General features: G+C 64.4%; 12 protein-coding genes. 2 read left to right on the top strand and 10 right to left on the bottom strand.

The window, feature by feature from the left end:
• Window positions 1-95 precede the first annotated feature (95 nt).
• The 5 genes from nagE to PQR32_RS22130 form a co-directional block, all read right to left on the bottom strand.
• Window positions 96-1,871, bottom strand: a complete 1,776-nt coding sequence (gene nagE, locus PQR32_RS22150; RefSeq protein WP_408231642.1) for an N-acetylglucosamine-specific PTS transporter subunit IIBC — start codon at window positions 1,869-1,871, stop codon at window positions 96-98.
• A 110-nt stretch (window positions 1,872-1,981) separates the two neighbouring features.
• Window positions 1,982-4,546, bottom strand: coding sequence for a phosphoenolpyruvate--protein phosphotransferase (gene ptsP, locus PQR32_RS22145; protein ID WP_408231639.1), 2,565 nt, complete (start codon window positions 4,544-4,546; stop codon window positions 1,982-1,984).
• Window positions 4,547-4,584: 38 nt separating this feature from the next.
• Window positions 4,585-5,592, bottom strand: a complete 1,008-nt coding sequence (locus tag PQR32_RS22140; RefSeq protein ID WP_408231836.1) for an SIS domain-containing protein — start codon at window positions 5,590-5,592, stop codon at window positions 4,585-4,587.
• The gene (nagA, locus tag PQR32_RS22135) at window positions 5,585-6,688 is read right to left on the bottom strand and encodes an N-acetylglucosamine-6-phosphate deacetylase (protein ID WP_132376141.1); all 1,104 of its coding nucleotides are present in this window, start codon (window positions 6,686-6,688) and stop codon (window positions 5,585-5,587) included. Before nagA ends, PQR32_RS22140 begins: the two co-directional genes overlap by 8 nt.
• 101 nt (window positions 6,689-6,789) lie before the next feature.
• Window positions 6,790-7,524 carry a GntR family transcriptional regulator gene (locus PQR32_RS22130; RefSeq protein WP_408231636.1) on the bottom strand — a complete coding sequence of 245 codons (735 nt, stop codon included), beginning with the start codon at window positions 7,522-7,524 and terminating at the stop codon, window positions 6,790-6,792.
• Window positions 7,525-7,897: 373 nt separating this feature from the next.
• On the opposite strand from PQR32_RS22130, the gene PQR32_RS22125 reads away from it, so the two are divergent.
• Window positions 7,898-8,824: a bifunctional helix-turn-helix transcriptional regulator/GNAT family N-acetyltransferase gene (locus PQR32_RS22125; protein WP_408231633.1), complete on the top strand. Its 927-nt coding sequence runs from the start codon at window positions 7,898-7,900 to the stop codon at window positions 8,822-8,824.
• Between the two features lie 12 nt (window positions 8,825-8,836).
• Here PQR32_RS22125 and PQR32_RS22120 read toward each other — a convergent pair whose 3' ends face one another.
• Window positions 8,837-9,649, bottom strand: coding sequence for a MetQ/NlpA family ABC transporter substrate-binding protein (locus PQR32_RS22120; protein ID WP_408231630.1), 813 nt, complete (start codon window positions 9,647-9,649; stop codon window positions 8,837-8,839).
• A 239-nt stretch (window positions 9,650-9,888) separates the two neighbouring features.
• Window positions 9,889-11,745, bottom strand: a complete 1,857-nt coding sequence (locus tag PQR32_RS22115) for a methyl-accepting chemotaxis protein (protein WP_408231627.1) — start codon at window positions 11,743-11,745, stop codon at window positions 9,889-9,891.
• 256 nt (window positions 11,746-12,001) lie between these two features.
• On the opposite strand from PQR32_RS22115, the gene PQR32_RS22110 reads away from it, so the two are divergent.
• On the top strand, window positions 12,002-12,292 hold the full coding sequence (locus tag PQR32_RS22110; RefSeq protein WP_408231624.1) for a YciI family protein: 291 nt from the start codon (window positions 12,002-12,004) through the stop codon (window positions 12,290-12,292).
• A 67-nt stretch (window positions 12,293-12,359) separates the two neighbouring features.
• On the opposite strand, the gene PQR32_RS22105 is transcribed toward PQR32_RS22110, so the two are convergent.
• From PQR32_RS22105 to PQR32_RS22095, 3 genes are read right to left on the bottom strand one after another with little or no spacing between them, the layout of a single operon-like run.
• Window positions 12,360-12,977, bottom strand: a complete 618-nt coding sequence (locus tag PQR32_RS22105; protein ID WP_408231621.1) for an SCO family protein — start codon at window positions 12,975-12,977, stop codon at window positions 12,360-12,362.
• A 4-nt stretch (window positions 12,978-12,981) separates the two neighbouring features.
• A complete protein-coding gene (gene cyoE, locus PQR32_RS22100) occupies window positions 12,982-13,887 on the bottom strand; it encodes a heme o synthase (RefSeq protein WP_408231618.1) in 906 nt (301 codons plus the stop codon).
• A gap of 6 nt (window positions 13,888-13,893) precedes the next feature.
• Window positions 13,894-15,003, bottom strand: a complete 1,110-nt coding sequence (locus tag PQR32_RS22095) for a COX15/CtaA family protein (RefSeq protein WP_408231615.1) — start codon at window positions 15,001-15,003, stop codon at window positions 13,894-13,896.
• Window positions 15,004-15,006: the final 3 nt, after the last annotated feature.

Raw genomic sequence — 15,006 nt, 5'->3', positions numbered from 1 at the left:
AAAAGCGGGACCTTGAATGATTCAAGGTCCCGCTTTTTTATTGCAGCGTGATCGAATGCGAAGCAGCGCGAGCCGCTCCTTCGTTTAGCACGGCGTCATGCCGGCAAAGGCGTTGCACCGCCGCTTTGCGTCGTGCGCGTCGCCAGCTTTTCAGCGTAGCGTTGCGCCGCATCGCCGACGACGATATGGAACGTGTCCGCAGAGATCCACGCCGTATCGAGCGTCGCCAGACGTTGACGATCGACCGCCGACGGATCCCGCACGACGATACGCAGACGCGTTGCCGCGATCGCATCCAGCGACACCACGTTGCCCGCACCGCCGAACACGGCGAGCCAGCGCAGCGGATCGGGATCGAGCGGACCGCTACCCTGAGCACCCGACGCTGTAACCGGCGCCGACGCAGCCGCCACGGCCGGAGCCGCAGCCACCGGCTTCACCGCCTCCCCACCGCCCTGCGCGATCACCGTACGGATTTCGTCCGCGATGATGTCCGCTTCCGGTCCGATGATCACCTGCACGTTGGTCGAGCCGCGCTTGAGCACGCCACGCGCGCCGATCGTCTTCAGCTCGTTTTCGGAGACCTTGTTCGAATCGACCACCGACAGACGCAGACGCGTCGTGCAGGCATCCACCACCGACAGATTCGACGCGCCGCCGAGCGCGGCGATATAGCGCTGCGCTCGCGGCACAGCAGCACCGGCGACCGGCGAGACAAACCCACCCGCGGCGAACGAGTCGACCTGTTCATCGGCAGCGGCGGGTTCGCGGCCCGGCGTCGCCATATTGAATTTGCGGATGAAGAAACGGAACAAGCCGTAGTACAGCACCATGTAGACGAGGCCGATCGGAATCGCCCACCAGCCGCGAGTCGACAGACCGTAGTTCAACACGTAGTCGATTGCGCCGGCGGAGAACGTGAAGCCGAGGTGAATGCCGAGCGCCGAACAGATGGCGAGCGAGATGCCCGTCAACAGCGCGTGGATCACGTACAGCACCGGTGCGAGGAACATGAAGCTGAATTCGATCGGCTCGGTCACGCCCGTCAGGAACGACGTCAGCGCCATCGAGAACAGCAGGCCGCCGACGACCGCGCGGCGCTCCTTCGGCGCTTCATGGAACATCGCCAGACAGGCAGCCGGCAGGCCGAACATCATGACCGGGAAGAAGCCCGTCATGAAGGTGCCCGCAGTCGAGTCGCCCGCGAAGAAGCGATGCAGGTCGCCGGTGACTGCGGCGCCGCCCGGCGGCGTGAACGTGCCGAACACGAACCACGTCAGCGAATTGAGGATGTGATGCAAACCCGTGACCAGCAGCAAGCGGTTCAGCACGCCGAACACGAATGCGCCGAGCGCGCCCGCGGTGGTCAGCCAGTGGCCGGCCGTATCGATCACGGCTTGCACCGGTTGCCACACGTAGCCGAACGCTATGCCGAGCACGAGACAGACCACCCCCGTGACAATCGGCACGAAGCGTTTCCCCCCGAAGAACGCGAGGTAATCGGGCAGCTTGATGTCTTTGTACCTGTTGTACAGCAAGCCCGCGACGATACCCGCCACGATCCCGGACAACACGCCCATGTTGAGCTTGTCGTTGATGTCCTTCATCACCGCGACTTCGATCAGATAGCCGATCGCGCCCGCCAGACCCGCCACGCCGTTGTTGTCTTTCGCGAAACCGACCGCCACGCCGATCGCGAACAGCAGCGGCAGGTTGTCGAAAATCGCGCCGCCGGCGTCGGCGATCATCTTGATGTTGAACACATCGGGTTGGCCGAGGCGCAGCAGCAGGCCGGCAACCGGCAGCACCGCAATCGGCAGCATCAGCGCGCGTCCCAGCCGCTGAATCTTCAGAAACGGATTCCCATCCATTGATACCTCCAATCCTTGTCTCGTCGTTGAACGCCGCGGTTAAACGGCGTCGTTGAGTTTTGTAGCTATGAGTAATGACTGAGCGAAGCTGGCTGCGGACCGTGTGGGGTTCAGTCCAAAGGCCAGGTTTCGCGGCTTGCTGCTCTTACCGCCTGCGCCGATTCGAGCGCCAGGGCATCCTGGGCGCGTTGACGGCACAGCTGATAATCGAGGTTGCGCACCCGCGCCTTGATGCCCGGCACCGACACCGGATCCACCGACAGCTCGGTCACGCCGAGGCCGACGAGCAGCGGCATGGCGACCGGATCGCCCGCCAGCGCACCGCACACGCCGACCCATTTGCCGTGCTTGTTTGCGCCTTGCACGGTGGCTGCGATCAAGCGCAGCACAGCCGGATGCAAACCGTCCGCCTGGGCGGCGAGGTCGGCTTGGCAACGGTCCATGGCGAGCGTGTATTGCGTCAGATCGTTGGTGCCGATCGAGAGGAAATCCGCGTGTTGCGACAGTTGATCGGCAAGCAGCGCCGCCGACGGCACTTCGATCATCACGCCGACTTCGATCGGCTCCGTGCGGCCCGACTCGCGCGCGAACTCGTCGATACGCTTGCGGATACGGATCAATTCGCCGACGTCCGTCACCATCGGCAGCAGGATGCGCACGGCGCCGAGCGGCTGCACTGCCAGCAGACCGCGCAACTGATCGTCCAGCAGGTCCGGGCGCACTTGCGCGAGACGGATGCCGCGCAAGCCGAGCGCGGGATTCGGTTCGGGCGGCAGCGTCAGATAGTCGACTTCCTTGTCCGCGCCGACATCCAGCGTGCGGATGATCGCGGCGCGGCCGCTCAACGCATCGACGATTGCCTGGTAGCTCTGACGATGTTCGTCCGTGGTCGGCGCGGCCGCGCGGTGAATGAACAGCAGTTCGGTGCGCAACAGGCCGACGGAATCGGCGCCGTTTTCAACGGCGGTTTTGGCGTCGTCGAGCGTGGCGATGTTCGCGGCCACTTCGATTGCGCGGCCATCCGACGTGACCGCGGCTTGCTGCGAAGTGCGGCGATTCGCTTCGCGCACATCGGCCAGACGCGTGCGCTCCAGGCGCGCGCGTTCGACATCGAGTTCGGTCGGCGCGAATTCAAGGCGGCCGGTCGTGGCGTTCACCACCACTTGCGTGCCTTCGGGAATCGCATGCAGCGCATCGCCGACGGCCACCAGCGCGGGAATGCCGGCCTGACGCGCGAGAATCGCCGCGTGCGAGGTCGCGCCACCGCGTGCCATCACCAACGCGGTGACACGCGAGCGATCCAGCGTGGACAGATCGGAGGGCGTGAACTCTTCAGCCGCGAGCACGGCTTCTTCGGGCAGTGTGCGCGCTGCGGCATTCGTGTAACCCAGCGCACGCAGCACACGCTTCTCGATGTCGCGCAGATCGGCGGCACGTTCCGCGAGCAACGCATCTTCGATATTCGTCAGGATGGCGATCTGTGCGCGGATCGCTTCGCGCCACGCAAAGCCGGCGCTCTTGCCGAGGCTGATCAGATCACGCGCGGCATCGAGCAGCGTCGGATCTTCGAGCAGCACGCGATGCACCGAGAAAATACCCGCTTCGCCAACTGCGCCGCGTTGCGAGGCGTCACGCACCGTCGTGTCGAGGTCCGCATCGACGGTAGCAATCGCCTTGTCGAGCAAACGGCTTTCCGCTGCGGACGTGCCGTTCGCCTTTTCGGGCGGATCGATGTCCGCGTCGTCCCACCGCACCAGCTTGCCGACCGCGACGCCCGGCGCCGCGCAGACGCCGGCGAGCGTATTCGGCGCGAGCGCTTCGCCGGCCGGATGCGCGACGGCTTGCGGCGCCGGCGAACTTTGACGTGCCGGTTTTTCCTCGACTTCGCCGTGTGCTTCGCGCGTCAGTTCATGCGCGATCGCTTCGATCGCAGCTTTTGCTTGCGGACCGACGCCGAGCAACTCGATGGTCGCGCCTTCGCCGGCACCGAGACCAAGCAGACCAACCACGCTTTCGATCGCCGCCTTGCGTCCTTCGTAACGCACTTCGACGCGTGCATCGAAGCCGCGTGCCGCTTCACGTGCACGCGCCGCCGGACGTGCATGCAGACCGCCTGCGTGAACTAGCGTGACTTGCTGACGGGCTTCTTCCGTCACGTTCGTCGCACTGGCCTGGCGCGAAGGCTCGGCCGCCGCGCCGCCGCGCGCGCGCAGCACCAGCAGCGGCGTCTCGCCCGCCTTGAGCAAGCCGCCTTGCACACGTTCGACGATCTCGAACGCGTCCGAATTGGCAAGCGCGATCACCGACACGAGGCTCGGCGCATTCAGCGCGACCTGATCCTGATCGAACTCGATCAGCACGTCGCCGGCGCGCACGTGAGCGCCTTGAGCGACCATCGGCGCGAAACCCTTGCCGTTCAGTTCGACCGTATCGATACCGATATGCAGCAGGATCTCGGCACCTTCGGCAGTAGCCAGCGTCAGGGCGTGGCCGGTGCGCGCGAGATGGGTGACAGTACCGTCGCACGGTGCGACGAGTCGGCCCTCGAGCGGATCGATGCCGATGCCGTCGCCGAACATGCCGCCCGAAAACACAGGGTCGGGCACGTTCGCGAGCGGCACGACCGGACCGGTCATGGGCGCGAGTAAAACAATATGGCCTTCAGAATGGCTCATCAAGCGGGACTCCTCGACACGTCGCATCTGATTTCTCGTCAGTGAGTTTCGGTGACTTTGTTGAGATGGCGCGGCGCATCGGGATTGCGCCCGCGCGCGGCGGCAAGGCCCGCGGCCATCACGTAAAAGGACAGGATTGCAGCGATCGGATCGAGCGCTGCATGAGCGGTAGTGGCAAGCGGCAATGTGGCTTCCGGCACGTCGGCCGGCGCCGCGAGCAGAACGCGGGCGCCGCGCGCCTTCATATCGCGCGCGAGTTGCAGCAAGCCGGCCTGCTCGGGTCCACGCGGTGCGAAGACCAACAGCGGGTAGTCGCGGTCGATCAGTTCCATCGGGCCGTGACGCACTTCCGCGCTAGAAAACGCTTCGGCCTGAATGCCGGAGGTTTCCTTCAGTTTCAGCGCGGCTTCCTGCGCGATGGCAAGACCGAGACCGCGGCCGATCACGATCATGCGCTCGATGCCGCGCAATTCCTCCACGGCCGCCGACCAGTCGAGCTTGCCGGCGGCACGCAGCGCTTCGGGCAGCGTCTTCAACGCAGCGAGCAGTTCAGCGTCGTTCTGCCAATGCGCGACGAGCTGCGCGGAAATCGACAGCATCGCGATGTAGCTCTTGGTGGCCGCGACGCTCAGTTCCGGACCGGCTTCGAGCGGCAACTCGAATTCGCACGCGTCGGCCAAGGGTGAGCCCGACACGTTCACGGCGGCGACGGTCAACGCGCCCGCTTGGCGCAATGCTTCCATCGTGCCGACCAGATCCGGGCTCTTGCCCGATTGCGAGAACGCCAGCGCGAGTTGATCGCGCACTTGCAACGGCGCCTGTTGCAGCGTGGCGACCGACATCGGCAGCGAGGCGACCGGCACGCCGAGGCGGCTCATCGTCAGGCTCGCGAAGTAACTGGCCGCATGGTCGGAGCTGCCGCGCGCGACCGTCAGCGCGACATGGCGCGGCTGCTGCGCGAGCTTCGCCGCCAGTGCCTCGACGCGCGAGGTGTCCGTGAGTTGCGCGGCGACCGTTTCAGCGGACGCCAGCGCCTCTTTAAGCATATTCGACAATTGCTTCTCCTTCGACGTAAGTCGCAGTCAACGCCAGTTCACGATCGAACACGACCACGTCGGCCCATGCACCGCGCGCAATGCGGCCGCGGTCTTCAATGCCAAGGTAGTCGGCGGCGTAGCGCGACAAACGGTTCGATACATCGGCGATCGGCAGGCCGATCGACACAAGATTGCGCAGCGCCTGATCCATGGTCAGGGTGCTGCCGGCGAGCGTGCCGTCGGCGAGACGCACGCCGCCGAGGCACTTCGTCACATGCTGGCTGCCGAGACGGTATTCGCCGTCGGGCATGCCGGTGGCCGAGGTGCTGTCCGTGACCACATAGAGACGCGGAATCGCGCGCAACGCAGCGCGGATCGCCCCCGGATGGACATGCAGCAGATCGGGAATGATTTCGGCGAACTCGGCGTGCGCAAGCGCCGCGCCGACGAGGCCTGGATTGCGATGGTGCAGCGGCGACATGGCGTTGAACAGATGCGTGAAGCCGCAGGCGCCATGCTTGAGCGCGGCGACGGCATCGTCGTAAGTGCCGAGCGAATGGCCCAGTTGCACGCGCACGCCGCGTGCCGCCATTTCGGAGATGATCTCCATGTGGCCGGCAATTTCCGGCGCCAGCGTGACGACGCGAATCGGCGCGATGGACAGATACTTCAGCACTTCGTCCATCACCGCCGAGACCGCCGCGTCGGGTTGCGCACCGAGCTTGCCGGGGTTGATGTACGGCCCTTCCAGATGCACGCCGAGCACGCGCGCGCCGCCGGGTGTGCGAATCCGCGCGTTGTTACCGAGCTCCGCGACCACGCTCATCAGTTCGTCGCGCGGCGCGGTCATGGTGGTGGCGAGCAGGCTGGTCGTGCCGTAACGCGCATGCGTGCGCGTGATGGTTTCGATCGCATTGCCGCCTTCCATCACGTCGGACCCGCCGCCGCCATGCACGTGCAGATCGATGAAGCCGGGCAGGATGTACGGCGCGTCGTTCGTCGACGGATCGACGCGTTCGCCGGTAAGCGCCGTGATGCGGCCGTTTTCGTATTCGAGCGTGCCGTGAATCCACCCATCGGTGGTGAGTATGTTTCCGGTCAGCATGAGTCTCTCTGGTGAGGCGTAATACGGGGCGTGACTGAATGGCGCTTTTTCTGCACCGCGCCTGAACTTGCAGGCTTCGCGCACGGGCTCAGCCGGTCGGCTCAGGTGCGCAATTCAGCGACAAAGTCGTAGTAATCGTCGCGGCAATAGGTGTCGGTCAGTTCGATTGCGCGCTGGTCGGCGCTGTAGCCGATACGGGTAATGACCAGCAGCGCCGAGCGCGGTTCGATGTCCATCAACGAAGCGATCTCGCTCGAAGCGTTGACCGCGCGGAAGTGCTGCAAGGCGCGCACGACAGCGGCGCCACGGTGTTCGAGATAGCTGTAGAGCGAGTCGCCGACAGCGTGCGGGTCGGGCACGATCGCGGCCGGCAACGCCGAATGCTCGACCGCCATGACGATGCCGTCCGCGCGCCGCAGGCGCCGCAGACTCGTCACCGCCGCGCCGGGCGACAGGCCGAGGTGCACCAGTTCGTCACGGTTGGCGGCGCGGATATCGCGCTCGAGCCACACCGAATCCGGCCGGAAACCGCGCTGCTGCATCTTCTTCGTGAAACCGGTGAGCCGCGAAAGCGGGTCTTCGACGCGCGGCGTGATGAAGCTGCCCGCGCCGCGAGCACGCCGGATCAGGCCTTGTTCGACCAGCAACTCGATCGCCTTGCGCGCGGTGATGCGCGACACGCCGATCGCATCCGAGAGGGTGCGCTCCGAGGGCAGCGCCTCACCCGCCGACCACACGCCACAGTGGATCGCTGTCGCAAGATTGCGCGCGAGCTGCAAATAGAGCGGCGTGACGTTGCGGGCGTCAGGCATCAGTGCGGACCAGCGAGTTTCCATGGGGCTCCGGCGGCCGTCGTGAAAAGGTAGGCCTACGAAAAATGAGAGCCCATTATATAACCAACATAATACCAGTCAACGGACTGGTTCTATGCTGGTATGATCCGGCGCAAAGCCTTGCTGAATAAGGCTTAGAGGGGTATGCGGAGGCGCTGGAGAGCAGTTTTTGAAGCCCAGGATTTACCCGCATTGGGCTTCGGAAAGCCACCTGGCGGGCTCAAACATGGTTTCAACACGCTGACAACTCAGCCCTGATCGATACCTTTTTAATACCAGTTCCGATCGGCCGCCTGTCGGCGTGGCTTTTGTAAAGGGGTGCGTTCCAATATAGTGGCGAGTAGCAAGCTATAAAAAATTCCCCTGGGAGCAGCATTTGACAGATTCCGAGGCGCTGCGGCGCGCTCAGGCCGTCCGCCATTTCAACCGCTTCTATACCCGACACATTGGCGCGCTGCATGAGCATTTGGCAAAGAGCGCGTTCTCACTGACCGAGGTGCGCGTACTGCACGAACTCTCCCGCGGACGTGCGCAAACGGCTTCGGTGCTCGGGCGTTCCCTCGGTCTCGACAGCGGTTATCTCAGCCGTCTCCTGACCAGCTTCGAACGACGCGATCTGATCACGCGCCGCCCGTCCGAGACGGACGCGCGCCAGTCGCTAATTGCGCTCACGGACAGCGGTCACGCCGCGTACGCACCGCTCGATAACGCGGCGATCGAAGAAGTGTCGGTGTTGCTTTCCGGCCTCACGGCCCTCTCCCAGGATCAGTTGATCGCCGCGATGAAGATCATCGAGCGGCTGCTCGGCGACACGCCAAGACACGAACTCGTGGTGCTCCGCCAGCCGCGCCCCGGCGAATGCGGCTGGCTCGTGCATCGGCAGGCGCAATGGTTCGCCGCGCAATATGACTGGGATCCATCGTTCGAGGGATTGCTCGCGCGGGTCGTCGCCGATTACACGCAACGCAACGATCCGGTGCGGGAGATGTGCTGGGTCGCCGATCAGGAAGGGATGGTGGTCGGCTCGGTCTGCATCGTCGGTGTATCGACGACGGTGGCGGGTGTGCGGCTCCTGTGGGTCGAGCCGGATGTGCAGAGGCTGGGCATCGGCACGCAGTTGCTGAGCGAATGCGTGCGCTTTGCGAGGCGCGCGGGCTATACGAAGCTCACGCTGACAACGGCCGCCTCGCTCGAACAACCGCGGCGCCTGTGCGAGCGCGCCGGGTTCAGGCTTGCCGGCACGGCGGCTGAGCGCCGTTTCGGCAAGGACCTGATGGTCGAGCGATGGGAATTAGGCCTGTAGGAATGTCGTTCCTTAGAACGACGGCACCACCGAACCCTTGAACTGCGTCTTGATGAACTGGCGCACGTCTTCCGACTGGTAAGCAGCAACCAGCTTTTTGACCCACGGCTTGTCCTTGTCCTGCGTGCGCACGGCGATCAGGTTCGCGTACGGGCTATGCACGTCTTCGAGCGCGATTGCATCCCTGGTCGGCTGCAGGCCTGCGGCCAGTGCGAAGTTCGTGTTGATCGCGGCGGCGTCGACGTCCGACAGCGAGCGCGGCAGTTGCGCGGCGTCGAGTTCGACCAGCTTGATCTTCTTCGGATTTTCGGCGACGTCGAGGGGCGTCGCGTTATTGCCGTTCGTGCCCGCACCGGTCTTCAGCTTGATCACACCTTGCGTTTGCAGCAACAGCAGCGCGCGGTTTTCGTTCGACGGATCGTTCGGCACCGCGACCTTCGCGCCTTGCGGCAGATCCTTCAGCGACTTCAGCTTCTTCGAATAGATGCCGAGCGGCGAGATGTATGTGAGACCGGCGTTGACGATCTTGTAGCCGCGCTGCTTGATCTGGCTATCGAGGTACGGCTGGTGCTGGAAGCTGTTTGCGTCGAGGTCGCCGGCGTCGAGCGCGGCGTTCGGCTGCACGTAGTCGTTGAATTCGACGACCTTCACGTTCAGGCCTCCGCGCTTCGCCACTTTCGTGACGACTTCCCAGATCTGCGCGTCCGGGCCACCGATGGTGCCGACCTTGATGACTTTGTCGTCAGCGTGCGCGCCGAAGCTGGTGAGGATCGCCGTGCTGGCGACAACTGCCGAGAGGACTTTGAGGATGTTTCTGCGCTGCATGTGATTCTCGCTTGTTTCTAATCGATGACTTGATCGACGGCTCATCGACTTCTGATCGGTGTCAGATTCGGGTGGAAGCCGGCGGCGGACATTGCTTTTGACGATGCGCCGCCAACTGGACCTGAAATGGTCTCATAGTCCCGGCGAGATGGGAAATATCACGATCGCATATGGTTATGCGCCTTGATCGGCGCGGGACCGCGTGCTCATGAGAGGCACGCGGTCGGTGCACCGGAGAATCAGAAGGCGGTCCAGTCGTCGTCGGGCGGAGTGGCTCTCACTGCCTCGGTCGATGCGCGTGGCGCTTTCATTGCGGCAGGCCTGGCGCTCGCAACATGCGCGGGCGATGCCGAAGCCGACGCGGCGGACGTCCTGGCGGATGCCGACAGCTTCGGCTCCGCGCGCGGCGATGCGGACGCCGAGTGCGATGCCGTGCCGATATCGCGCGGCGCCGCTGCCGTTGCGGCTGCTTGCGGCGCCGGCGCCGTCGCCGTCGCCATCACCCTACGCGCCGCGACCGCCGCCGAACCAGGCGCGCCACCTTCAGCACCGTTCACACGAAACGCGCTCACCGTATCGCGCAAACGCCCCGCCTGATCCTGCAACGAAGCCGCCGCGGCCGCCGCCTGTTCGACCAGCGCCGCGTTCTGCTGCGTCACTTCGTCCATTTGCGTGACGGCGCGGCCGACCTGGGAAATGCCGCTGCTCTGCTCTTCGGATGCCGCCGCAATCTCGCCCATGATGTCGGTCACGCGCTGCACAGCCTGAAGAATTTCGCCCATCGTCGTGCCGGCCTGCTGCACCAGCGTCGAACCGTTGTGCACGCGCTCGACCGACGCACTGATCAACTGCTTGATCTCCTTCGCCGCCGTTCCCGAGCGTTGCGCGAGGCTGCGCACCTCGCCCGCGACGACCGCGAAACCGCGGCCCTGCTCACCGGCGCGCGCCGCTTCCACGGCCGCGTTCAACGCGAGAATGTTGGTCTGAAAAGCAATGCCTTCGATCACGCCGATGATGTCCGCGATCTGCCGCGAGCTGTCGTTGATCTCGCCCATCGTGCCGATCACGCGGCTCACCACGTCGTTGCCGCGCGTCGCGATTTCGGACGCGTTATGCGCGAGTCCGCTCGCCTGCCGCGCGTTGTCGGCGTTCTGCTTGACCGTCGCGGTGAGCTCTTCCATGCTCGCCGCGGTCTCCTGCAACGAAGCCGCCTGCTGCTCGGTACGCTGCGACAGGTCGCCGTTACCGGCCGCGATCTGCTGCGTCGCCGACGCAATGGACTCCGCCGAGCGACGAATCTCGCCGATGGTCCGCTGCAAACGGTTCTGCATTTCACGCATGGCCGCCATCATGCTGGTCTTGTCCTGCGGACGAACGTCGACGACTTGCGTCAGATCGCCTTGCGCGATACTCGCCGCAAGCCGTGCCGCCTGGTCCGGCTCGCCGCCGAGGCTCGCGCGCACGTTGCGGATGATCAGCACCATCGCCAGCGAGATGATCGCGCCGATGACCAGCACCACAGCCAGGTGGCCGAGCAGCGTCTCGTAGTACACCGTGTCGATGTCCTTGATGAACACGCCGCTCGTGATGTTCCAGTCCCACGGCGCGAAACGCACGACGTAGCTGATTTTCGGCACGGCCGTTTCGCTGTGCGGCAGGCGTCCGCGATACTCCGCGAAACCGCGGCCGCTTGACTTGGCCGCGTCGACGATTGCCACGTACAGGAGCTTGCCGTCCGGGTCCTTGAAGTCGCCGACCGGCTTGCCGGTCATCTGCGGCAACGTGGGATGCATCAACACGACGGGCTTCGAATCCATCACGAACAGATAGCCGGATTCGCCGTAGCGCATGGTCGCGAGACGGGCGAGTGCTTCGCGCTGCGCGTCGGCCTCGCTCAGCTTGCCGCTCTGTGAGAGCGCGTAATAACCGTTCACGATGCCTTGCGCGGCATCGACAAGATTCACCATGCCCGCCTTGCGCTCGGCCAGCATCGTGCTGCGCGTTTCGACCGCGCTCCACAGCCCGACGCCCAGCAGCCCCAGCCAGACGAGCGCGAGCGACAGCCATAGTTTGCGATTCAAACTCATCCTGCTCATTGTTGTGGTCTCTCTCGTGTGATTCGTGTTCCGTTCGCACTCGCAAGCACGCCGCTTTGCCTCACGCGCAAACGATTGCTATAGATATAACGGCATGACAGACGGGCAACTTGAGAAACGCTGAAAGGAAACCGGCCGCTTGGCGAGGGCAGCGTGCGTGCAGGCTGACCGCGCGCGCCGAATCGTTCTCTGAACGATAATCCGAGGCTGCGGCCGCACGTTTTAGCGGCATATTCCATTGCTGGAGAGAACGCCCATGTACGTCATCGACCTTATCTATACCGCATCGCTCGAACGCATCGACGATGCGCTGGAAGCCCATCGCGCGTTTCTGGCACAACAGTTCGAAGCCGGCGTGTTCGTCGCCGCCGGACCGAAAGTGCCGCGCGACGGCGGCATCATTCTGGCGGTGCGCATCGAGCGCGATAAGCTGGACGAAATTCTCGCCAGCGACCCGTTCGCGCAGCAGAAGCTTGCGCGTTACGAGGTAACGGAGTTCAAGACGACGCGGCTCGCGCCCGGATTGAATCTGCCGATTCCGGTTTGAGCGTTAGAAAGAGAGGGGAGTTGAAAACGGGCAAGTGATACGACACGCGCCCGCATATCGCTGCGTGTCAGTCGAGCAGCAGCTTGATGTCATGCACCCACGGCGTTGCGCCCTGGCCGTCACGCGCGAACAGACGCAGCTTGCCATCCGTATCGAACACATAGCTCGCTGCCGTGTGGTCCATCGTGTAGCTGTCAGCCGTCTTGCCGGGCACCTTCGCGTAGTAGACGCGGAAGTCCTTCGTGATCTTGGTGAGTTGCGCCTGATCGGCCGGACGCAAGCCGACGAACGTCGGGTTGAACGCCGGCACGTATTGCGCGAGCAAGGCCGGCGTATCACGCTCGGGATCGACGGTGACGAACAGCACCTGCACGCGCTTCGCGTCTTCCGGCCCGAGTTGCTGCAACGCTTGCGAGAGCTCGGCCATCGTGGTCGGGCAAACGTCCGGGCAATGCGTGTAGCCGAAGAACAGCACCACCGCCTTGCCCTTGTAATCCGCCAAGGTGCGCGTGTGGCCGGCCGTGTCGGGCAGCGAGAAGTTGCTTCCGAACTGGGTATTGCCGGTGATGTCGAGATTCTGGAACGCCGGCGGCTGCTTGCCGCAGCCTGCGACCAGCAAGACGCCACCGAGCGCGCAAGCGATCACAGCAGCACGCGCCGTGCGCGCGAAGCGGTTATTGAGCATGGTATTACGCGCCGATCAGGACGCGCGCATAGTGGTCGATCAGCAGCGCGGCGAACAGCAGCGAGAGATAGACGATCGAGTAACGGAAGGTCTTGCGCGCCAGATCGTCCGAGTACTCGCGATAGATCTTCCACGCATAAGCAAGGAACACGGCGCCCAGCAGCACGGCCGCCGCGAGGTACACCACGCCGCTCATGCCGGAGATGAAGGGCATCATGGTGACCGCGAACAGGATCACCGTGTACAGCAGAATATGCAGGCGTGTGTACTTCTCGCCGTGCGTGTTCGGCAGCATCGGCAGGCCGGCGTTTTCGTAGTCTTTGCGGCGATACAGCGCGAGCGCCCAGAAATGCGGCGGCGTCCATACGAAGATGATCAGCACCAGGATCCAGGCGTCGCCAGGCACATGGCCGGTGACCGCGGCCCAGCCGAGCGCCGGCGGCATGGCGCCCGAGGCTCCGCCGATCACGATGTTCTGCGGCGTGGCAGGCTTGAGCAGCAGCGTATAGATGACGGCATAGCCGACGAACGTGGCCAGCGTGAGCCACATGGTGAGCGGATTGGCGAACGTGTAGAGCGCCCACATGCCGAGGCCGCCGAGCACGGCCGAGAACAGCAGAATTTGCGTGGTGGTAATTTCGCCGCGCGCGGACGGGCGCCACGAGGTGCGCCGCATCTTGGCGTCGATTTTCTGCTCGACGAGGCAATTGATGGCGAACGCCGCGCCGGCCAGCAACCAGATGCCGACGGTCCCGCCGATCAGCGGAGCCCACGGCACCATGCCGGGCGTCGACAGAAACATGCCGATGACGGCGCAGAACACGGCGAGTTGCGTGACGCGCGGCTTCGTCAGGGCGATGTACTGGGAGACCCGGCTACCGGGCGTTTGGGAGAGTGTTGTGCTGTCCATGTGGAGTCACGCTGGCGCGGCATCGCGCGCAGGGAGCACGGCGCGGCCGGGACGGCTATAAGCGATCCGAAAGTTTAACATAACGAGCAGAAGCAGCAGGATCGCGGCCCCGCCGTTATGCGCGACCGCAATGGGCAACGGCCATTGCAGAACGATGTTCGACAGCCCGGTGATGAACTGGATCAGCACCACCAGCAGCACGCCGTTTGCGGGGCGCCGCAGCGACTCGAAGCGGCGTAGTTTCAGCGCGAACCACACCAGATAGGCGACCACGACGACGGCGAACGTGCGGTGCGTCCAGTGGATCGCCACCAGCGCATCCTGCGTGATCATGTCGCCGTCGCCGGTCATGCCGAGCGCGCGCCACAGGTGGAAGCCGTGCGCGAAATCCATCGGCGGGACCCATTGGCCGTTGCAGGTCGGGAAATCCGTACACGCGAGCACCGCGTAGTTCGTGCTGACCCAGCCGCCCAGTGCGATTTGCGCGATCAGCAGCATCAGACCCGCGATCGCCGCCGCGCGCCAGCGCGCGGCCTCGGGCTCGTAAGCGGGCAACGGCGTTTGCCGGGCAGCCAGCCAGCCGAGCGTGCCCAGCAACGCGAGTCCGAGCAGCAAGTGCGTCGTCACGATGATCGGTTGTAGCTTCATCGTCACGGTCCAGGCACCGAACGCGCCTTGCACCAGAATCAGCAGCAACAACGAGGTCGGCCACCACGGCGATACATGCAGCGGACGCCGCTTGATGCGCGCAGTCCACGCAATGACGGTCTGCGCGATGATCAGCACGCCGATCGCCATCGCGAAGTAACGGTGGATCATTTCGATCCAGGCCTTCGTCATGCTGACCGGTCCGGTGGGCATCGCCTGATGCGCGGCCGTGATCGCCGCATGCGCGATGAACGGCGATGATGTGCCGTAACAGCCCGGCCAGTCCGGACAGCCGAGCCCGGAATCGGTGAGCCGCGTGAAGCCGCCGAACATCACCAGATCGAGCGTGAGGAAGGTGGTGAGCCAGACCAGCTTGCGGAATTTGTTGTCGTCGGCCTTGACCCACACGTAGGACAGCGGCAACAACGCAATACACAAGCCGATCAGGGCCAGTTGCAGTACGAACATCTC

This window comes from Paraburkholderia dipogonis, from assembly GCF_046027395.1.
Lineage (GTDB): Bacteria > Pseudomonadota > Gammaproteobacteria > Burkholderiales > Burkholderiaceae > Paraburkholderia > Paraburkholderia dipogonis_A.
The sequence above is the reverse complement of the archived record's forward strand: the minus strand, read 5'-3'. Positions and strand labels throughout refer to the sequence as shown.